Raw genomic sequence first — 17,791 nt, 5'->3', positions numbered from 1 at the left:
GTGGTCGTCCGGTACCTAAACGGGTTTCTGTCCGTCACTGGCGTGTAACGCCATCGCGTACCACGGGTTGCTGATTTTGCGTTTCGCGATGACCTCATCACGGCGTCAAAAAATTGTATCGAGAGGGACTACCCGACGATTTCCTTCCAACTCCAGGCGGCCAGTGCGATCACCGCGAGGGCGATCACGAAGAAGACGCCCCACTGTTGCGTCTCGGTCTCTGCGAACGGAGCGAAGACGTCCACCACGCCGGTCGCCTGCATCATTCCGATGACGATCGCTAGCAACATGAATATCGAGACGACGGCGATCCCGATCCAGTTTCGAGCCATCCACTTGCCCTCCTGCTCGGCTTCCTCCGCATCGTGCGTCGGTTTTTCCGTCGGCTCTCGATCGGGTTCGGACATGTGACATTCTATCCCGGACAGACGTGAAACGGTTCCACCTGCAACTTCAGGGTGGCGGCGCTTCTCCGCAGGTTCTGTCTCGAGGCGCTCGCGGGAGTCGGTACCGACGAGTTCCGGAATCCGTTAGCCGAGTAGCCGACTCTCTCGTGATCGGAACAACGTTCCCCGCACGACCGGGTTCACGGGAAAGACGCCGAACTCGAGCCGTTCGACCTCCTCGACCGAAAATCCGTCGTGACAGACGAACCGCTCGACCGTCTCCCGGTTCAACTGACAGCCGCCAGCGGCCCGCTTCCACAGCGGATTTAATAGGGTTTGTCCCGCACCCTGCCAGCCGTCGGCGTGGACGTGCTCGAGAAAACGGAACTCGCCGCCGGGTTTGAGTACTCGGCTGACCTCCTCGAGTGCGGTGTCGGGTTCCTGAATCGTACAAAAGACGAGTCCGGAGAGTACCACGTCGAAGCTATCGTCTGGATAGGGGAGCGACTCCGCGCGTTCGCCCCGAAGAACCACCTCGAGTCCGGCCTCGGTCGCGGCCTGATCGGCCCGCTTGCGCATGTGTGGATCGGGTTCGATGGCGTGGTACTCGAGGGATCGATCGACTTCCCGCTCGCCGTCTCCGGCGACGTGGGTGAACATGGCTCCGTTACCGGTACCCACGTCGAGGACGCGCCCCGAGAGCCCATCAGCCAGGTAGTTCCGGTGGGGTGCCAGCAGCCGCTCCATCGGGGAAAGCGCGTCGTACAACGTCGCAAACCACGGGTGTGCGATTTCGTCGGAAGCCATCGGCCTGTTGCACTCATTCTCGAGTCCGAGTGGCATATAATTCGGGGTCGATGGACGCTCCGTCGGGGTATCGGTGTCCCCCCGAGAGGTCGGCTGTCGACAGCCAAAACTCGAGTCCGCTGACTGAAAATCGACGGTGTCTATTTAGTTCTCGTTGGGGTGACCTTCCGGTATGGCTTCACGCGGAGACGACGCGTACACGTTCGCGCTTTGTCTCACTCACGACATCGATCGGGTCTACAAAACCCCGCAGAATTACCTCTTCGACTGCCTCGAGCAACGAGACCCTCGGGAGCTAACCGGGCTTCTCGCCGCGAAAAATCCCTACTGGCAGTTCGAACGAATCATGGCCCTCGAGTCGATGCTCGGCGTTCGGTCGGCGTTTTACGTCCTCGACGAGCGCCACATCACGGAACGGCCCAAGTGGGAGTGGGCGACGCTCTCGGGCTGGAGTCGGTACTCCGGCCGGTACGACGTAACCGACCCGCAACTGGTCTCGACGCTCGAGAGCCTCGAGAACGGCGGCTGGGAGGTCGGGTTACAGGGATCGTACACGTCGCCCAGGGATCCCGCCCGGCTTCGCTACGAGAAAGACCGCATCGAGGACGCGACGGGACGAACCGTCCGCGGGAACCGCCAGCACTACCTCAACCTCTCGAAACCCCAGACCTGGGAACACCACCGGGAGATCGGCCTCGACTACGACACCTCGCTGGCCGACCCGCACAGCCTCGAGTACCAGTACGGCTACGAACTGCGTCGGCCGTTCGACGACGAGTTCGTCGTCTTCCCGTGGACGATCATGGATCAGACGACGATGGAATCCGCGCGGACGATGTCGGGGATCAAAGACAACGTCGAGCGAATCCTCGAGGAGGCTCGCGACGAAAACGGCGTCCTCGTCCTCGACTGGCACCAGCGGACGTTTTACGATCCGGACTTCCCCGGCTGGGGGAGCATCTACCGCTGGGCGATCGAACGCGCCCTCGAGATGGGCGCGTGGGTCGGCCCGCCGCGGGAGTTCTACGACGCGACGAGTCACCCGGACGGAACCGTCGAGGAGAGCCTCGAGACGCTCGCGAACGAGCAGGGCGCAGGCGAAGTGCCGACCGATGCCCGGGACGGAGCCGTCCTCGAGGAACCAGTGCAGAGTCATTCGGCAGACTCGTCCAACGAATGACCGCAACGCGAACGCGAGCGACGACGGATCAAGCGCACGGAGACGAACGCGAGCGCAGTGAGTACGACCACGACACCGAAGGCGGCCCTGAAACCGGCCCTCGGCGCGTCTGCGTCCTCGCCGATCCGTACCTCGAGCGCTGGCAGGTGTTAGCCCTCGATCGCGCGATCGAGCGAACGGACGTCGAAATTCCGCTCGTCCTCGTCGCAGATTCCGACGACCACGACGTCGACCCTGATGCGGCCGCCTCGGCCGTCAACGGCGGCTTCGGCGTCGACACGCTCCGACTGGGCGCGAACCTCCTCGCTCGAGAGCGGGCCTGGACGCTGGTCGTCGCCGAGCGAAAGCTCGCCGAACTGCTCGGCGGCCAAGCGCATCCGCTCGAGCACCGAAAGCGGGTCGAGGACGTAGACTGTCTCGAGGAGTCGGCGATACGTCGCGTGAGTCCGATCGAAGACGGCAACTGGAACGAGCTCCCGGAGTCGGCCGTCGAGGCTGCCGCGGCGCAGTGTGACGTCGTCGTCAGGTTCGGGTTCGGACTCGTTCGGGGCGAGATCCTTTCGGCGACCGACCACGGCGTTTTGAGCTTTCACCCCGCAGATATCAGACGATACCGCGGCCTCGGACCGCCGAAGGTGTTCGTCGACGGCCGCTCGAGAATCGGCGTCACGCTCCAGCGGCTCTCCGAGGAAATCGATGGCGGCGAAATCGTCGCTGAAGACTCGACCGACATCTCTGGCTGTCCGACGCTATGGGACGTCTACGATCGGGTCCACGAACTCGAGGCCGAACTGCTCGCGACCGGTATCGAAGCGCTTCGAGATCCGGGCCTCGAGCCGACTGTGCCCGAGTCGCTCGGGTCGTACTACTCGACGAAATCGCGACGTGAGGTCGGGTTCGCGTTTCGGACTCTCGCGAAGAACGTGCGTGGGCGAGTCGACCATTTTTGACGAATCGGGCGCAAACTTTGGTATTACAGGACGTATTACCGCGTATGAGCAAGAGCACACGCGTTACTGAAAAAGGGCAGGCGACCGTTCCGAAGGACCTGCGTGAGAAGTACGATATCGATCCTGGAGACGAGGTTATCTGGTTGGATACCGATGAAGGAATCGTCGTGAAAAAGCGGACACGAACCGACGCTCGGGGCTTGTTAGTCCCAGACGATACCGAGGCGAAGAAACGCGAAGAAATCGGACAGGAACTCTCCGAGCGCTTGCGTGACCGTCGCGATCGTAATTCCGAGGAGAACTGAGCGTGTCGACGTACACTGCCGATGCGGTCGCATTGCTCGTATACTTGGTCGACGGACTCCCGGACGGTGCCGATCGCGTGTTTGCACGAGCGGAGGCTGGAGAAACGGTCGTTCAGGCCCCAAGTACGGCTCTTGCTGAGGTCCTCTATACAGTTTCTCGAGACAAGGATGTGAGGGGTGTGCAGTTAACCGGGACGCCCGATGACGCTCGCCAAGCGCTTGTCGGAAACGGTCCAGTATCGGTTGCTCCAGTTGCTGAGACCGAACTCGTCGAATATGTGCAGGTAGTCGACGAATTGCGTATTCATGATGCCATGATCGTTGCGAGTCACCGTGCACAGGAGACTGACGCAGTCATTACATCTGACGGACCCGTCCGAGAGGCCGAGATCAACACCGTTTGGGAATAAGCGGTTCGTCGTTGTCTTCGTCGGTACTGTCGCTGGCGCTATTTCTGAGGGTCCAGTTGGGTATCTAGCGGCGGGGCAAACGGCCCCACTCGAACCACGAACACCATAGCAGAACGGATTTACGTTCCCGCGGCTTTTGCCCGGATATGGATTACGAATCGAGTCTCGACCGAGCGATGGAGAACGTCCCCGATATCGGGGGCGACGAAGAACGGTTACAGATTCCCGATGCACAGCCCCAGAAAGACGGTGCGTTCACCCGCTTTACAAACATCGGTGACGTCGCAGATGTGCTCTCTCGAGAGACCGAGCACTTCCACCGGTTCGTCCAGCGAGAACTGGGTACCAGCGGGAAACTCGAGGGAGGCCGCGCACGGTACAACGGGACCTTTTCCCAGTCGGACTTCGACGCCGTCGTCGACGCCTACGTCGAGGAGTACGTCCTCTGTTCGGAGTGTGGCCTGCCGGACACCCGTCTCGTCCGCGAGGACCGTACGCCGATGCTCCGCTGTGACGCCTGCGGTGCGTTCCGTCCCGTCACCAAACGCTCCTCAAGCGCCCAGCAACAACAACAGCGCGACGCCGTCGAAGAGGGCCAGACCTACACCGTCGAGATCACCGGCACGGGTCGCAAGGGAGACGGTGTGGCGGAGAAAGGCAAGTACACGATTTTCGTCCCCGGCGCGGAGGAAGGTGACGTGGTCGACATCTACATCAAGAACATTTCGGGCAACCTCGCGTTCGCTCGGCGCGACTAATCTGTCGGAATCAGTCCGTGCGATCTGTCGGAATCGGTCTGTAGGGTTTTCCAAACGTCGTATGTCGGTTTCTGGCGGCCGGTTTCGACCGCTAGTATTTTGCTCTCGATAGCTCTTTTCTCACGCGATTGGGTCTCCCTCGAGTTCGGTGTTACTTTCTCGTAACTCGAGGGAGACCGACTCGCCGCTCGCGGGTCGTTTCTCTCCGACTCGTCCTGAAGAGCGGCGGCCGACCGCGAAACTAAAGTCAGCTTGTTCCAGTTACACGCACGTGGGAGTTACGTTCGATCTGTTCGACACGCTCGTGACGGCGACGAAACCCGACGATCCGGCGGCGGCGGTCGCCGAGGAACTCGAGGAGCGAGGCGTCGACGTGCCGCCCGACTGGGACGATGCATACACCGAAATGCACATCGACGCACCCGACGGAGCGGAGGTCCCCCTCCCGGCCCACGTCGCTCGAGCGCTCGCGAGCCGCGGGGAGGACTGTCCGTCCAACGCCGCCCGACGGGCCGTCGTGGCCGCCTTCGATCCCGACGTCGAGACCAGAGACGGCGCTCGAGCAGCCCTCGAAGCCGCTCGAGCGCACGGACCGGGCCCGGTCGGCCTCTGCTCGAACTGTAGCGTTCCGGAGCTCGTCGGTCGAACGCTGGTCAGAGCCGACCTGAGCCGAGACGACTTCGACGCCGTCGTGACCAGCGTCGGCTGCGGCTGGCGAAAACCCGCACCCGAGATATTCGAGGTGACCGCGGATCGGCTCGGCGTCGAGCCGTCGGAACTCGTCCACGTCGGCGACGACCCGGCGACCGACGGCGGCGTCGAGGCCGTCGGCGGAACCGCGCTGTTGCTCGACGATAGTGCACCAGGCGGCGTCACGCTCGAGGAGGTTCCGGAGCTACTCGAGGGGGGTCGACCGTGGGAGTGAATCGGTGTGGACCCCGCTCGACGGAGGGGCTCCGATGCCCCTGACGACGCTTGCGGTCCTCGCGCTGGCGTTCGCCCTCGACCTGCTGGTCGGAGAGCCGCCGAACAGGCTCCATCCCGTCGCGTGGTTCGGTCGACTCGTCGGTTCGGTCGACCGGAATTGGGGCGGCGACGACCGCCGGCAGCGCCGAATCGGCGTCGTCATCGCGCTCGTCCTGCCGCTCGTTCCCGCCGTCTTCGCCGGGCTCGCCGTTCTCACAATGGCCACCGTCAACCCGGCACTCGGCGCGCTCGCCGCCGCGCTCGTTCTCTTTTCGTCGACCAGCCTGCGGCTCCTCCTCGAGCTTACCGGATCCGTCCTCGAGGCGACGGAATCGGACCTCGAACGAGCCCGCGAGGAACTTCGGGGGCTCGCCGGCCGAGATGCGACTGCCCTGTCGCCGGCCCAGATTCGAAGCGCGGCGACCGAGAGCGCCGCCGAAAATCTCTCGGACGGGTTCGTGGCAGCGTTGCTCCCGTTTGCGGTGCTGGCTCCCATCTCGTTGCCGGTCGCGGTCGGAGCCGCGGCCTGGGTCAAGGGCGTCAACACGCTCGATTCGATGCTCGGCTACCGATCGAAGCCGATCGGAACCGCGAGCGCGCGTCTCGACGACCTCGTGATGTGGGTTCCGGCGCGAGTGAGCGCGGTCTGTCTCGCGGTGGCGGCTGCCGAGCCGGGCGCATTGGGGCGGGCCCGTCGGTGGGCTCGCGTTCCGTCGTCGCCCAACTCGGGTTGGCCGATGGCCACGCTCGCCTGCGCCCTCTCGGTTCGGCTCGAGAAGCCGGGCGCGTACGTTCTCAACGACGGGCCCGGGACCGAACTCCCGTCCGTCGCGGACGGGGAGCGAGCCGTCACGGCGGTCGAATCCGCGGCCGTCGTCGCCGTCGTTATCGCCGTTTTGCTGGCAGCGACGACGGCTGTGATCGACGGCCAACTCGCTACGTTCGGACTCGAGTCGTCGCTCGAACTCGAAGCAATTACCTTTCCCTGGGAAAAGGTAGGATATAATGAATAAGTGGATTAGTGCGCTTCGGGGCGCATTCGGTTTTCTCACCCGACTTCCCGTCCCGCAAGCCGAGGGCGATTGGGACGCCTTTCTCTCCAGACCGTGGACCTTCCCGATCGTCGGATACGTCGTCGGATGGCTCGTTGCGATTCCCGTGCTCATCTCAGGATCTTTCCCAGCGCCGGCGGTGGCGTTCGGATTTCTCCTCGCAGTGTACGCGGTAACCGGAATCCACCACCTCGACGGCGTGGCGGACCTGGGCGACGCGCTGGCCGTCCACGGTGACGTCGACCGACGGAGGGAGGTGTTGAAAGATACGACGGCGGGTGTCGGCGCGATCCTCGCCGTTTCGCTCGTCGTGGCAGGACTCGCATTCGGCGCGCTCGCACTCACCGAACTCGACGCGCTCACCGCCGCCGGAATCGTCGTCGTCGCGGAGATAAGCACGAAACTCGGATTGGCGGCGATGGCCTGTCTCGGAAGCACGGAATACGAAGGGATGGGCGGAACGCTCACCGGCGCGGTCGGGCCCCTCGGGTTCGGTATCTCGCTGCTCGTCGCGATCTCGATGATCGGCCTCACGTGGCCGACTCCCACCGCGGCCGCGACCGCGGGTGGAGCGCTTCTGGGTGTCGGACTGGCGTGGTTCCTCGCGGTGCGTCACCTCGGTGGCATCAACGGTGACATCTTCGGTGCCGCAAACGAAATCGGACGCGTCGCCGCTATCCACGCCGGGGTGATCGCGTGGATGCTCTTGTGATGTGTGGCGGGCGAGGCACTCGTCTCGAGAGTCCACACGAGAAACCGCTTCACCCGATCGACGGGACGCCGATGGTCGACCACGTTTGTCAAGCGCTCGAATGGAGCCGCGTCGAGTCGATCCACGCCGCAGTCTCGCCGAACGCGACCGAGACGGCGACCCACCTCGAGCCCGTCGACGAAATTAACACGATCGAGACCGCCGGTGACGGATACGTCACGGACCTGATGAGCGCCCTCGAGAAGCCGGAACTAACGCCGCCGGTATTGACGGTGGCCGCGGATCTTCCCGCGCTCGAGGAAACCGTCCTCGACCGCATCCTCGAGCGCTACGGCAACGATACTGGCTCCAGGACGATCTGCGTCCCCGCGGCGCTGAAACGTCGACTGGGCGTCCGTATCGACTCGCGACTCGAGGACACACCCCACCTGGTGCCGACTGGGGTCAACATCGTCGGCGCAACTTCTCAAGATATGACTCATGTAAGTTACGACCCGCGACTGGCGATTAACGTGAATCGACTGGAAGAGACGCGAGTTGCGTCCGAAATTCGATCGGCTCGAGCTGGCGAGCAAATTCGATCGGATCGGGCCGGAAAGCGGGGTGACCCGTGCGAGTAATCCTCGCCGCCGGCGGCACCGAAACGGCGCTGATCGACGGCATCAGCGCGGCCGGTGCCACGCCCGAGTTGATGGCGCACACGCCGCCCGCGGACGCCGAAATCGTCGTCTACGGCGAGCCGACGGCATCGCCAGTGACGCCGGTCAGTCCCAACGGCTGTCCGACGCCCGCTGCGATCACGCGAGCCGTCAGGGAAGTCGTCGGGTTCGACCTGACGGTCCTCGATGCGGGGATCCCCGAGTCGACGGCCGCGCCGACAGTGTCGCTCGAGGCGACCCCCGGAAACGATATTCGATCCCCGGAGGCCGTTCCCGACGCGGCGGCGATCTACGACCGCGCTCGGGCGTTCGGCGCGGGTCTTCCGGACGACGAAATCCTGGTCGGTGAGACGATTCCCGGTGGGACGACGACCGCACTCGGCGTCCTCACGGCGCTCGGCGAGCCCTCGAGCGTGTCATCGTCGCTTCCAACGAACCCGATCGAGCGCAAACGCGGCGTCGTCGACGAGGCGCTCGCGGCGAGCGGTCTCGAGATCGGCGACTGTACGGATCGGCCGCTCGAGGCGATTCGACGAGTCGGAGATCCGGTCCAGGCTGCGACGATGGGCGTCGCTGCGGGAGCGCTCGAGACGGGAACGTCGGTGACGCTGGCCGGCGGAACCCAGATGGTGACCGTCGCCGCTCTGTTGCGCCACGGCGGCATCGACGACGAGCTCTCTCTGGCCACCACGTCCTTCGTCGCCGACGAACAGGCCGGTTCGCTCGGAGAAGCCTGTTTTCGTCTGGATTGTGAGCTGACGGTCACCGATCCCGGTTTCGACGAGGCGGACCACGTCGCGATGGAGCGATACTGCGCCGGCGAGGCCAAAGAGGGCGTCGCGATGGGCGGCGCGCTCTCGCTCGTTCCCGACGAGAAGATGTTCGCGGTCAGAGACCGCCTCGAAATCGTCTGTGATCGACTCGGCATCGAAGCATCCGGAGGCGGGGAACGCCCCTCCGACACGAACGACGGAACGACCCATGGATCCTGACTCGGTTCGAGACGGCGACCGGGTTCCCCACGGCGGGGAACCCGATCCAGAGATCCTCGACGCATCGGCGAACACGAACCCGTTCGTCCCCGAGGGTGTCGAGGAGGTCTACGCGGACGCGCTCGAGGATTCGCGTCGCTATCCGGACGACGAGTATCCCGAGTTTCGGGCGACGGCCGCCGAGTACGTCGGCTGCGAGGCCGAGAACGTCGTTCCCACGCCGGGCGGGCTGGCCGCGATTCGGCTCGCGATGGAGACGACCCTCGATCCCGGTGACAGGGTACTTCTTCCCTACCCGAGCTTCGGGGAGTACGCCAGGGAGGTCCAACTGCAGGGAGCAGCCCCCGTCTTTGCCCCCCACGACGCGATGCTCGAGGCGACGACGAACCTGCTCGAATCCTGTGCGCTCGCGGTGGTCTGTACGCCGAACAATCCCACGGGTGACGCCGCGGAACTGGACGCGCTCGAGACGTTTGCGAACCGCTGCGGGGAGGCGGGGACGACGCTGCTCGTCGACGAGGCGTTTCTCGGATTCACCGATCGCCCCTCCGTGGTCGATCGGGTACGGAACTCGGCACAACGCTGGGAGCACGTCGTCGTCGCCCGCTCGCTCACCAAACTCTTCGGACTGCCGGGAATCCGAGCCGGCTTCGCGGTGGCTTCGGGAGAGCCCCTCGAACGGCTCGAGACGGCTCGCCGCGCGTGGAATCTCGGCACGCCCGCGGCCCGCGTCGGCGCGTACTGCCTCAAGCAGGATTCGTTCGTCGCGGAGACACGCGAGCGGGTCGAACGCGAACGCGAGCGGATGCGCGAGGCCCTCGAGTCCCGGTTCGACGTCTCTCCGTCGGACGCACCCTACTTGCTGTGTGACGTCGGCGACGAGGACGTTCCGTCGATCGTCGAGACCGCACGCGACCGCGGCGTCGCGGTCAGGGACGCGACAACGTTCCGATCGCTCGAGTCCCATATTCGGGTTGCGGTCAAGGATCGGAAGCGAAACGACCGGGTCCTCGAGGCGCTGGGCGTCGACCCCCCGGAGGACGAGTGAGATGGTGACGGAGATGACCGAGATGGTGACGACAAGATGACCGAGCCGCCCGATCCGACTCCCAGCGATCCAACCGAGCGAATCGAGACTCGTTGCTCGACTGAAAGCACGGCGTTCGAGACGACCCGGCGGGATGGCGTCGTTCAGCTTCGCCGCGAGGGGATGGCGTGGCTCTCGAGCGGCGCGAACGGCGGTCGCTGGAAGACGAACGCCGCGTACAACCTCTCGGTTCCCGACGGCTGGCCGCGGACGGACCTCGAGACGTACGTCGTCGACCGACTCGAGCGGGTCGGATTCGACGACCGCGGCCCCGCGTTACTGACCGGCGTCGACATGACGGACGCTCGCGGTGCTCGATGCGGGTCGGTCACTGCGATCGTGACTGCCGGAATTTCGAACCCGGCTGCACTCCCGATGGATCCGCCGGGCGGGGTGCTCCCGCGGGATGGTGAGACGAGCGAGCAGGGGGATGAGTTGAGTGAGCAAGGGGATGACGAGTCGATCGGGACCGTGAATATTCTCCTCGGAACGACGCGGGCGCTTTCGGAGGGTGCGCTCGCGAATCTCCTTACCGTCGCCGCGGAGGCCAAAGCCGCGACCCTGCTCGAGACGACGGGATTTCCGGGAACGACCAGCGACGCCGTCGTCGTCGGACACGATCCCAGTGGCCCCCGGACCGAGTTTTCGGGAACGGCGACGGCGGTTGGGGGCGCGACTCGAGCGTGCGTTCGGGATGCGCTTCGCGCTTCGCTGCGGGCGCATTACGACGGAAGCGGAGTCGAGGGTACCGCTGCAACGAAGAACAACGCCGAAGACGAAACTGCGGACACGGTCGACAGTGAAAACGGAACGGCGATCACCCTTCCCACCTCGCTCGAGGACGCCAAGTACGGGATTTCGACGGATATCGAAGCAGACGTCTTTCCTCCGGACTGAGTGTCTCTTTTCCGAACTACGGACGAACGGAGCGGATTCAACCGACGAGTCGGAGAACGTGCCGAACGGACGATGATGGTCGTGGTACCGCGACTCTCACAAGCGTTATCCGCGGTGCACCCCTACATTTGTTTGTAATGGCAAACGGTAACGTTGATTTCTTCAACGACACAGGCGGCTACGGTTTCATCGAGACAGACGACGCGGACGATGACGTATTCTTCCACATGGAAGACGTTGGCGGTCCGGACCTCGAAGAAGGCACAGAGATCGAATTCGATATCGAACAGGCACCGAAAGGTCCCCGCGCGACGAACGTCGTCCGCAACTAATCTGATTTCCCCGTCGCCTGACGGCGACGCTGAATGACGACTGCATTTTTCGACGAACACTACCGATCCGACAGCGACTGCTCTCATCTACTAGCGAGCCCAACCCGTCACGTCTCGAGTCTCACAGCGAATTCGTATCGCGCTCGTCGACCGGATTCTGGGACTGCTCTTCGAGTCCCTCGAGATCGCGTTCGGGGTTCGCCTCGTGTATGTCTCCGGCTTGGCCGGTGATCTCGCCGTAAACGGCTTCGCGGGCCTCCTCGGCCGAGTCGAACTCTTCTCCCGCAAGCCGATCGAAGACGCTTCCCAGTGATTCGGTTTCGTTCGGAAGCTCCATCGGATCGCCGCCGTACTCCGAGGCGATCTCCTCGCTGGTGATCGGATACTCGAGTTCGCCGAGGTGCTCCTCGACGTCGCCGAGGATCGATTCGGTTGTCTCCGCTCGGTCGGCTTTTCGGTCGTCGATGCTGTCCTGTGCACGGTCCCGGTCGGGTTCTTCGGACATGCTCGAGCGTATCCCCGGCGGGCTGAAAAGCGGTTGGCTGGCGAGCGCGTGGCGGCCGGTCGAAACGGCTGTCGTTCACGGTAATGAATTCGCGTTCGGCGGCTGACGGCGCGTATCGGGGCCGACGAGTGTCTCGTCGACCCGACCCGTGTCTCCCGTGATTTTGGGGAGGCAAACCTATCTTCCCGAGACCAATGCTGTACTCGGTAGCGCTCTATAGAGGTCATATACAGGGTTTTTAGACCTTCCGAGGAGAATCCACGTGGCGTGTTCGATCAACGAACCCGGTCGCGTTGTGAGACCCGCCGCGACCGCACGCCGAACGAGACGGCATCCATCCCCATCGCTTCGGTGTTCGCGTTCGATTGCCTCGAGCCAACCGTCGAGTGAGCACCGATTCGTGCCGTCACTCTCTTTTCTTCCTTCGACTTCGAACCCGGCGAATCACGTCTTGCCTTCGACGACGACCCTTACAACCGTCCGCGGATAGTGTACCCACCCTGCGGTGGCAGCCACCATCACACCATCACCTACCGCTTGCTACCGCAGGGTACCCCGATTCTCGAGCGTATGCGTACTCGAGTGAAACATATGTCCGTCTGCAGTGTCTGACTCACCCATGAACACTCGGACGGACGTTCTCGTTATTGGCGGCGGTGCGACCGGCACAGGAATCGCCAGAGACCTCGCGCTCCGAGACGTGGACGTGACGCTGGTTGAGCGCGACGGTCTCAGTTCGGGCGCGTCGGGTCGATCACACGGACTCCTCCACAGCGGCGCGCGCTACGCCGAGGCCGACGAAGCGGGCGCACGAGAGTGCCTCCGAGAAAACCGGATCCTGCGAGCGATCGGCGGCGAATGCGTCCGACACACTCGAGGGTTGTTCGTCCAACTCGCCGGCGACGATCCGGCGTATTTCGACGAGAAGCTCGCCGCGTGCGAGGAGATCGGAATCCCGACGGAGGTCGTGGACGGAACCGAGATTCGGGCTGAGATTCCGGAACTCAACCACGACGTCGAACGCGCGATGTGGGTCCCCGACGGGGTCGTGATTCCTTCGAGACTGGTCGCGGCAAACGCCGCCGATGCGCGCGATCACGGCGCGGAAATCCTGACACACGCGCCGGTGACGTCGATGACGCTCGAGGAAGGCGAACACGGCGAGACGGAAATCGCGCGAGTTTCGATCGGCGGCGACATCGACGGAACGATCGAACCCTCCGTCGTCGTAAACGCCACCGGAGCGCACGCGGGACAGATCGGTGAGCTTGCGGGGGTCTCGATCGAGATGCGACCGACGAGAGGCGTCATGATCTCGGTCGAGTACGACGACCTCGAGCCGGTACTTAACCGCTGTCGCGATCCCGACGACGGAGATATCATCGTCCCCCACGACGAGGAGGTCGTCCTCGGCACGACGAGCGTTCCGGTCAGCGATCCCGACAACTACGAGCAGGCCGAGTGGGAGGTCGAACGGACGGTTACGGAGTGTTCGAAGCTGCTTCCGGACGTCAGCGATCGAACCGTCACCAGAACCTGGTGGGGTGTCAGGCCGCTGTACGAGTCCGACGAAGCGACTCGAGGCGGGCGAGGGATTTCGAGGGGGTTCGTTCGACTGGACCACGCCGACGACGGCGTCGAGAACTTCGTCAGTATCGTCGGCGGAAAGCTCACGACGTACAGGGAGATGGCCGAATCGACGACGGACCTCGTCTGTGAGAAACTGGGAGTCGACGCCCAGTGTTTGACGGCCGAGGTTCAACTGCCGAACGCGAACGACCCTGCGAAGTTGGACGAGTACGTTCGGGAATTCGACGGCCAGGGCCCGACGGATACGGATCTCGTTAGTTAGCGATTGGCGAGACTCGAGATGGCGGTCAGAAAGTCGAGATAGCGGCCAGAAAGGATACTCTCTCGATACGTTGGCCGATACATATACTTTCGTTCCCAAAGGAATTGATCTACATGGGAACGTATATGCTAGGGGGAGGCGACTCTACCGATGCTTTTCTCGTATCGGTGCCACCACTCGAGACTGACAGCTGTCCTCGAGAGGTGGACGCCGTATGACGATGCAACTCTGTCCGCAGTGTCTGTACAACGAAAAGAAGGTCAAGCGACCTCCGGACCCGACGCCCGGCACGAAAGAGTGCGACAAGTGTGGAAACGAATATTAGCGTCTCGAGTACGGACCGGAGCCCGGTTTTGCGTGCGAGTTGGGAATTATTCTGAGCCGGAGTCGACCGGAGAGTTGTCTCGTCGTTTTTCTCGTCGCCGTGGCGACAACCACCGGCGTCGCACTCATCGGTTGGTGGTTTCCGTCGAATACGAGGCACGATCAGGCGTCCGACGTGGCCAGTTCAGGCTGGCCGTTTAAGCGGTCTCGGGACGGAAATCGAGTAATGGACGTCCCCACTGATAGACTTCTGATAATGGTCGTGGCCGCGACCGGCTTCGCTGTCCTGATCGGCGGGTGGGCCGGGGGACTCGTCCACGCCGAGGCGACAGGCTGGGAGGAGATCGGATTACGAGTCGCGATCGGCGTCGTCTTCTTCGCGATCCTCCTCGGCTTCTGGTCGATGTACGGTGGCATCGACGAAGACTCGAGTTGAGTACGGGTTTCGATTGAAGCGTGTACGGGCAGCCTCGAGTTACTCGCCGTTTTCGAAGCCGTTTGGTCGTCCTGGAAACGGGCGGCTTCTCGAGGTACCCACGAATGGGAACTCGCCGAGAGTACCCCCTTGTTTCGCGTTGAACTCCCAGATTGTAAGCAATTCTGATCAGTATCCGGGTGGAGTGAGCGTCCCCTATTGGACGTACTATTGATAATATCGAAAGAAAGATGATCACTCTGTAACGTGTTCGACCCATGTCGAACGAACTGGACGAGATTTATGCTGATTATGTCGTTCGAACCACCACTGTTGTGGTTGCGACCGTTCTTTTCACCACGTCCATCGGAATTTGGGCGGGTCCCGTAAACACGAACGACCTCGGAACCGCAGTGACGTGGGTTTGGCTGGGTATCGGATTTGCCGCGCTCTATTTGCTCTACAGGATAGCCGTCAGCGTGGAGATGCTCAGGCACACCACCTGACGATCAGCGCCGCTCGCACGGTGATCGTTCACCGTTTTTCACCTTGTCGGTCGCGACGAAACTCCGTGAGGACGTGGCTGTCATACGGAATATTGCATTGGTCGTTTGCCACAGTTCGATGGGAAGAGTAACCCGGCCTTCCCGATTTGAACAGATGCCAGACGGTCACGCTCACTGCGTTCGCGCGCTGCGACTGGCGTGTTCAAATCGGGTCGCGATAGCCTTTTGCGACGACCAGTCGTTCGCTTCGCTCACGAATTTGGTCGTCGCAAAAGTCCGCCCTCCCCGATTTGAACGGGGGGCAAGTCGATCTACAGTCGACTGCTCTACCAGTCTGAGCTAAGGGCGGGCACTCGAATATAGCAGACGAGGCGGACATAAGGGTTATCATTCGAAGGCTGTGTGACAACCGTCCGACAAAGGCAAATATTCATATGGTCGGGGCTAAAATAGGAATCCGATCGAGATACTCATGAGCAAGATCACGTTTCGTGCTGACGACGAGCTCATCGATGAACTCGAGACGTTCGACGCGTCGAAAAGCGAAGTCATGCGCGACGCGCTTCGGACGTACCTCGAGGGCGGTGAGACGAGTCAGTCCCACGACTCCATCACCCAGGCCGAGCCAGCACGAAACGATACTGCCCACGAGGGCGACAGTATCGACGAACTCATTCGAGAGCGCGTCGATACGCTGCTCGAAGATCGGTTGACCGAGCATCGTCACCGTGAGACTCAGGACGTAAACGTCACTGTGTCACTCGAGAACGCACAACAGGAACGTAAGACAGAGCGGACAGCCGATACCGGCACAGCCGTCGACCACCCCGAACCGTCCCAGTCCGCTCCAGAGGCGAATCGCGGCGGCCATCCGTCCGGGGACCAACAGTGTGGTCAGTGCGGCGAATCCCTCTCGGGAGATCACGTTTACTGCCCGAACTGCGGCGAGAAGGCATCACACCGGTTGTTCTGCGAATGTGGCGACGAACTTCGATCCGACTGGGCGTTCTGTCCTGGATGCGGTCGTCGGACGGCTGCGGCGGACGTGCTCGACTCGAGCAGCCAGCATTCGTGAACTTCGTAATACGGAATTTTTCTCGTCTTACGAAACGTTTATTACACATCAACAGCATTGCTATAGTTGCGTAAGACGATCGTCTTACACCAGGCCAAAAACCCGGGAAACCGGACGTACAACTGGTCTACCGTGTAAGACAAAGCGTCTAACAGGGGCGCACCGTCTTACCCAGAGGGAATACAACAATGGAGCGTGTGACACTGCGAATTCCGGAACAGCAGATCGACGAGGTTGAACAGCTGGTCGACTCGGGCGAGTTTCCGAACCGGAGCGAGGCAATCCGGTCGGCCGTCCGAGAGATGATCAACGAACAACAAAACGGCCGCCACGATCAGGCGGGTAAACGCGGCTGGGCGAAGGTGTAACGATGCAGGATATCGTACAAGACGCCCTCGACAACGCCGAAGCCGAAGCTCGTCAGATGGACGAGTCGATGGACGACGACGAGTTCGGCGATCCGCGAATCGTGATCGTTGGCTGCGGTGGTGCGGGCAACAACACGATCAATCGGCTGTATAACATCGGTGTCGACGGTGCGGATACCGTCGCGATCAACACTGACAAACAACACCTGAAGATGATCGAGGCCGACACCAAGATTCTCGTTGGGAAATCGCTGACCAACGGGCTCGGTGCCGGTGGCGATCCGTCGATGGGTGAACGTGCGACCGAGATGGCCCAGAGCACCATCAAAGAGGTTCTCGGCGACGCCGACCTCGTCTTCGTGACGGCTGGCATGGGCGGTGGCACCGGCACGGGTGCCGCCCCCGTCGTCTCGAAGATCGCGAAAGACCAAGGCGCAATCGTCGTCGGAATGGTCTCGACACCGTTCAACGTCGAGCGCGCTCGGACGGTCAAAGCCGAGGAAGGCCTTGAGAAACTCCGAGAACAGGCCGATTCGATCATCGTTCTCGACAACAACCGGCTGCTCGATTACGTCCCGAACCTCCCGATCGGCAAAGCCTTCTCGGTGATGGATCAGATCATCGCCGAGACGGTCAAGGGGATTTCAGAGACGATCACCCAGCCGAGCCTGATCAATCTGGACTACGCGGATATGTCCACGATCATGAATCAGGGCGGCGTCGCGGTGATGCTCGTCGGCGAGACACAGGACAAGAACAAGACACAGGAAGTCGTCAGCGACGCGATGAACCACCCGCTGCTCGATGTCGACTATCGGGGTGCCTCCGGCGGCCTCGTTCACATTACCGGTGGACCGGATCTCACACTGAAAGAGGCCGAAGGTATCGCGGATAACATCACCGAACGACTCGAGGCGAGTGCAAACGTCATCTGGGGCGCGCGCATTCAGGAGAACTACAAGGGTAAGGTTCGCGTCATGGCCATCATGACCGGCGTCCAGAGCGCGCAGGTTCTCGGCCCGACGACGCAGAAACAGGCGGACAAGTCCCGCCAGAGTATCGAGGGGGTCAACGAAGCCGACTTCGATGCGAGCCAAAACGTCGAAAACTCGCATCCTGGTACCCAGAGCGACGGTGGCAGAAACAAAGTCGAGCAGAAAAACGGCGTCGACGTCATTCGATAATCCGTTCAGTCCATTCTCGTTTCTCGCGTCTTACTCGACAACAGCGAAGCCAGCCTGCTCCAGCGTAGT

Annotated in this window: 23 protein-coding genes and 1 tRNA gene; 19 read left to right on the top strand and 5 right to left on the bottom strand. The window is 62.4% G+C overall.

Annotated features, from left to right (window positions below; genetic code table 11):
* Positions 1-128: 128 nt before the first annotated feature.
* Positions 129-407 (bottom strand): hypothetical protein, encoded by a 279-nt coding sequence (locus tag ACZ5C7_RS20795; protein ID WP_464378161.1) that lies wholly within the window; start codon positions 405-407, stop codon positions 129-131.
* Between the two features lie 123 nt (positions 408-530).
* Positions 531-1,229, bottom strand: coding sequence for a class I SAM-dependent methyltransferase (locus ACZ5C7_RS20790; protein WP_464378160.1), 699 nt, complete (start codon positions 1,227-1,229; stop codon positions 531-533).
* Positions 1,230-1,365: 136 nt separating this feature from the next.
* Between ACZ5C7_RS20790 and ACZ5C7_RS20785 the strand changes: the two genes are divergently transcribed.
* The 13 genes from ACZ5C7_RS20785 to ACZ5C7_RS20725 all read left to right on the top strand — a co-directional run bounded on the left by ACZ5C7_RS20785 (position 1,366) and on the right by ACZ5C7_RS20725 (position 11,493).
* Positions 1,366-2,373 carry a polysaccharide deacetylase family protein gene (locus tag ACZ5C7_RS20785; protein ID WP_464378159.1) on the top strand — a complete coding sequence of 336 codons (1,008 nt, stop codon included), beginning with the start codon at positions 1,366-1,368 and terminating at the stop codon, positions 2,371-2,373.
* Positions 2,370-3,323 (top strand): formyltransferase family protein, encoded by a 954-nt coding sequence (locus tag ACZ5C7_RS20780; RefSeq protein WP_464378158.1) that lies wholly within the window; start codon positions 2,370-2,372, stop codon positions 3,321-3,323. The genes ACZ5C7_RS20785 and ACZ5C7_RS20780 overlap by 4 nt, the downstream gene beginning before the upstream one ends.
* A 44-nt stretch (positions 3,324-3,367) precedes the next feature.
* On the top strand, positions 3,368-3,628 hold the full coding sequence (locus tag ACZ5C7_RS20775; RefSeq protein ID WP_464378157.1) for an AbrB/MazE/SpoVT family DNA-binding domain-containing protein: 261 nt from the start codon (positions 3,368-3,370) through the stop codon (positions 3,626-3,628).
* Positions 3,629-3,630: 2 nt separating this feature from the next.
* A complete protein-coding gene (locus ACZ5C7_RS20770) occupies positions 3,631-4,038 on the top strand; it encodes a hypothetical protein (RefSeq protein WP_464378156.1) in 408 nt (135 codons plus the stop codon).
* A 146-nt stretch (positions 4,039-4,184) separates the two neighbouring features.
* Positions 4,185-4,796, top strand: a complete 612-nt coding sequence (locus tag ACZ5C7_RS20765) for a translation initiation factor IF-2 subunit beta (protein WP_464378155.1) — start codon at positions 4,185-4,187, stop codon at positions 4,794-4,796.
* 271 nt (positions 4,797-5,067) lie between these two features.
* Positions 5,068-5,721 carry an HAD family hydrolase gene (locus ACZ5C7_RS20760; protein WP_464378154.1) on the top strand — a complete coding sequence of 218 codons (654 nt, stop codon included), beginning with the start codon at positions 5,068-5,070 and terminating at the stop codon, positions 5,719-5,721.
* Between the two features lie 34 nt (positions 5,722-5,755).
* Positions 5,756-6,775 (top strand): adenosylcobinamide-phosphate synthase CbiB, encoded by a 1,020-nt coding sequence (gene cbiB, locus ACZ5C7_RS20755; protein WP_464378153.1) that lies wholly within the window; start codon positions 5,756-5,758, stop codon positions 6,773-6,775.
* Complete coding sequence (cobS, locus tag ACZ5C7_RS20750) at positions 6,768-7,526, top strand: adenosylcobinamide-GDP ribazoletransferase (RefSeq protein WP_464378152.1); 759 nt, start codon at positions 6,768-6,770, stop codon at positions 7,524-7,526. Before cbiB ends, cobS begins: the two co-directional genes overlap by 8 nt.
* Positions 7,526-8,146, top strand: a complete 621-nt coding sequence (locus ACZ5C7_RS20745; RefSeq protein WP_464378151.1) for an NTP transferase domain-containing protein — start codon at positions 7,526-7,528, stop codon at positions 8,144-8,146. The genes cobS and ACZ5C7_RS20745 overlap by 1 nt, the downstream gene beginning before the upstream one ends.
* Positions 8,137-9,177 carry a nicotinate-nucleotide--dimethylbenzimidazole phosphoribosyltransferase gene (locus tag ACZ5C7_RS20740; RefSeq protein WP_464378150.1) on the top strand — a complete coding sequence of 347 codons (1,041 nt, stop codon included), beginning with the start codon at positions 8,137-8,139 and terminating at the stop codon, positions 9,175-9,177. The genes ACZ5C7_RS20745 and ACZ5C7_RS20740 overlap by 10 nt, the downstream gene beginning before the upstream one ends.
* Positions 9,167-10,225 carry an aminotransferase class I/II-fold pyridoxal phosphate-dependent enzyme gene (locus ACZ5C7_RS20735; protein WP_464378149.1) on the top strand — a complete coding sequence of 353 codons (1,059 nt, stop codon included), beginning with the start codon at positions 9,167-9,169 and terminating at the stop codon, positions 10,223-10,225. The genes ACZ5C7_RS20740 and ACZ5C7_RS20735 overlap by 11 nt, the downstream gene beginning before the upstream one ends.
* Before the next feature lie 36 nt (positions 10,226-10,261).
* A complete protein-coding gene (locus ACZ5C7_RS20730; protein ID WP_464378148.1) occupies positions 10,262-11,161 on the top strand; it encodes an adenosylcobinamide amidohydrolase in 900 nt (299 codons plus the stop codon).
* A gap of 137 nt (positions 11,162-11,298) precedes the next feature.
* A complete protein-coding gene (locus tag ACZ5C7_RS20725) occupies positions 11,299-11,493 on the top strand; it encodes a cold-shock protein (RefSeq protein WP_464378147.1) in 195 nt (64 codons plus the stop codon).
* A gap of 121 nt (positions 11,494-11,614) precedes the next feature.
* On the opposite strand, the gene ACZ5C7_RS20720 is transcribed toward ACZ5C7_RS20725, so the two are convergent.
* Positions 11,615-11,998 carry a DUF5789 family protein gene (locus ACZ5C7_RS20720; protein WP_464378146.1) on the bottom strand — a complete coding sequence of 128 codons (384 nt, stop codon included), beginning with the start codon at positions 11,996-11,998 and terminating at the stop codon, positions 11,615-11,617.
* A 275-nt stretch (positions 11,999-12,273) separates the two neighbouring features.
* Positions 12,274-12,408: a hypothetical protein gene (locus tag ACZ5C7_RS20715; protein WP_464378145.1), complete on the bottom strand. Its 135-nt coding sequence runs from the start codon at positions 12,406-12,408 to the stop codon at positions 12,274-12,276.
* 209 nt (positions 12,409-12,617) lie between these two features.
* Here ACZ5C7_RS20715 and ACZ5C7_RS20710 point away from each other — a divergent pair, with 209 nt between their 5' ends.
* From ACZ5C7_RS20710 to ACZ5C7_RS20700, 3 genes are all read left to right on the top strand, one after another.
* Entirely contained in the window at positions 12,618-13,850 is a 1,233-nt protein-coding gene (locus ACZ5C7_RS20710) for an FAD-dependent oxidoreductase (RefSeq protein ID WP_464378144.1), read from the top strand.
* Between the two features lie 550 nt (positions 13,851-14,400).
* Positions 14,401-14,610: a hypothetical protein gene (locus ACZ5C7_RS20705; RefSeq protein WP_464378143.1), complete on the top strand. Its 210-nt coding sequence runs from the start codon at positions 14,401-14,403 to the stop codon at positions 14,608-14,610.
* A gap of 257 nt (positions 14,611-14,867) precedes the next feature.
* A complete protein-coding gene (locus tag ACZ5C7_RS20700) occupies positions 14,868-15,095 on the top strand; it encodes an Mn2+/Fe2+ transporter (protein WP_464378142.1) in 228 nt (75 codons plus the stop codon).
* A gap of 275 nt (positions 15,096-15,370) precedes the next feature.
* Here ACZ5C7_RS20700 and ACZ5C7_RS20695 read toward each other — a convergent pair.
* Positions 15,371-15,444 (bottom strand) — tRNA-Tyr (locus ACZ5C7_RS20695).
* 123 nt (positions 15,445-15,567) lie between these two features.
* On the opposite strand from ACZ5C7_RS20695, the gene ACZ5C7_RS20690 reads away from it, so the two are divergent.
* From ACZ5C7_RS20690 to ftsZ, 3 genes are all read left to right on the top strand, one after another.
* Positions 15,568-16,170 carry a double zinc ribbon domain-containing protein gene (locus ACZ5C7_RS20690; protein WP_464378141.1) on the top strand — a complete coding sequence of 201 codons (603 nt, stop codon included), beginning with the start codon at positions 15,568-15,570 and terminating at the stop codon, positions 16,168-16,170.
* A gap of 188 nt (positions 16,171-16,358) precedes the next feature.
* Complete coding sequence (locus ACZ5C7_RS20685) at positions 16,359-16,538, top strand: ribbon-helix-helix domain-containing protein (protein WP_464378140.1); 180 nt, start codon at positions 16,359-16,361, stop codon at positions 16,536-16,538.
* Between the two features lie 2 nt (positions 16,539-16,540).
* Positions 16,541-17,722 carry a cell division protein FtsZ gene (gene ftsZ / locus ACZ5C7_RS20680; RefSeq protein ID WP_464378139.1) on the top strand — a complete coding sequence of 394 codons (1,182 nt, stop codon included), beginning with the start codon at positions 16,541-16,543 and terminating at the stop codon, positions 17,720-17,722.
* Positions 17,723-17,791: the final 69 nt, after the last annotated feature.

The sequence above is a fragment of the Halostagnicola alkaliphila genome (assembly GCF_055379965.1).
This window is presented reverse-complemented; position numbering and strand designations above follow the sequence as displayed.

What these genes read in the sequence shown, in the direction of transcription:
- ACZ5C7_RS20795 (WP_464378161.1), bottom strand. Translation starts at nt 407, where the DNA reads ATGTCCGAACCCGATCGAGAGCCGACGGAAAAACCGACGCACGATGCG.
- ACZ5C7_RS20790 (WP_464378160.1), bottom strand. Translation starts at nt 1,229, where the DNA reads ATGCCACTCGGACTCGAGAATGAGTGCAACAGGCCGATGGCTTCCGAC.
- ACZ5C7_RS20785 (WP_464378159.1), top strand. Translation starts at nt 1,366, where the DNA reads ATGGCTTCACGCGGAGACGACGCGTACACGTTCGCGCTTTGTCTCACT.
- ACZ5C7_RS20780 (WP_464378158.1), top strand. Translation starts at nt 2,370, where the DNA reads ATGACCGCAACGCGAACGCGAGCGACGACGGATCAAGCGCACGGAGAC.
- ACZ5C7_RS20775 (WP_464378157.1), top strand. Translation starts at nt 3,368, where the DNA reads ATGAGCAAGAGCACACGCGTTACTGAAAAAGGGCAGGCGACCGTTCCG.
- ACZ5C7_RS20765 (WP_464378155.1), top strand. Translation starts at nt 4,185, where the DNA reads ATGGATTACGAATCGAGTCTCGACCGAGCGATGGAGAACGTCCCCGAT.
- cbiB (WP_464378153.1), top strand. Translation starts at nt 5,756, where the DNA reads ATGCCCCTGACGACGCTTGCGGTCCTCGCGCTGGCGTTCGCCCTCGAC.
- cobS (WP_464378152.1), top strand. Translation starts at nt 6,768, where the DNA reads ATGAATAAGTGGATTAGTGCGCTTCGGGGCGCATTCGGTTTTCTCACC.
- ACZ5C7_RS20745 (WP_464378151.1), top strand. Translation starts at nt 7,526, where the DNA reads ATGTGTGGCGGGCGAGGCACTCGTCTCGAGAGTCCACACGAGAAACCG.
- ACZ5C7_RS20735 (WP_464378149.1), top strand. Translation starts at nt 9,167, where the DNA reads ATGGATCCTGACTCGGTTCGAGACGGCGACCGGGTTCCCCACGGCGGG.
- ACZ5C7_RS20730 (WP_464378148.1), top strand. Translation starts at nt 10,262, where the DNA reads ATGACCGAGCCGCCCGATCCGACTCCCAGCGATCCAACCGAGCGAATC.
- ACZ5C7_RS20725 (WP_464378147.1), top strand. Translation starts at nt 11,299, where the DNA reads ATGGCAAACGGTAACGTTGATTTCTTCAACGACACAGGCGGCTACGGT.
- ACZ5C7_RS20720 (WP_464378146.1), bottom strand. Translation starts at nt 11,998, where the DNA reads ATGTCCGAAGAACCCGACCGGGACCGTGCACAGGACAGCATCGACGAC.
- ACZ5C7_RS20710 (WP_464378144.1), top strand. Translation starts at nt 12,618, where the DNA reads ATGAACACTCGGACGGACGTTCTCGTTATTGGCGGCGGTGCGACCGGC.
- ACZ5C7_RS20705 (WP_464378143.1), top strand. Translation starts at nt 14,401, where the DNA reads ATGGACGTCCCCACTGATAGACTTCTGATAATGGTCGTGGCCGCGACC.
- ACZ5C7_RS20700 (WP_464378142.1), top strand. Translation starts at nt 14,868, where the DNA reads ATGTCGAACGAACTGGACGAGATTTATGCTGATTATGTCGTTCGAACC.
- ACZ5C7_RS20690 (WP_464378141.1), top strand. Translation starts at nt 15,568, where the DNA reads ATGAGCAAGATCACGTTTCGTGCTGACGACGAGCTCATCGATGAACTC.
- ACZ5C7_RS20685 (WP_464378140.1), top strand. Translation starts at nt 16,359, where the DNA reads ATGGAGCGTGTGACACTGCGAATTCCGGAACAGCAGATCGACGAGGTT.
- ftsZ (WP_464378139.1), top strand. Translation starts at nt 16,541, where the DNA reads ATGCAGGATATCGTACAAGACGCCCTCGACAACGCCGAAGCCGAAGCT.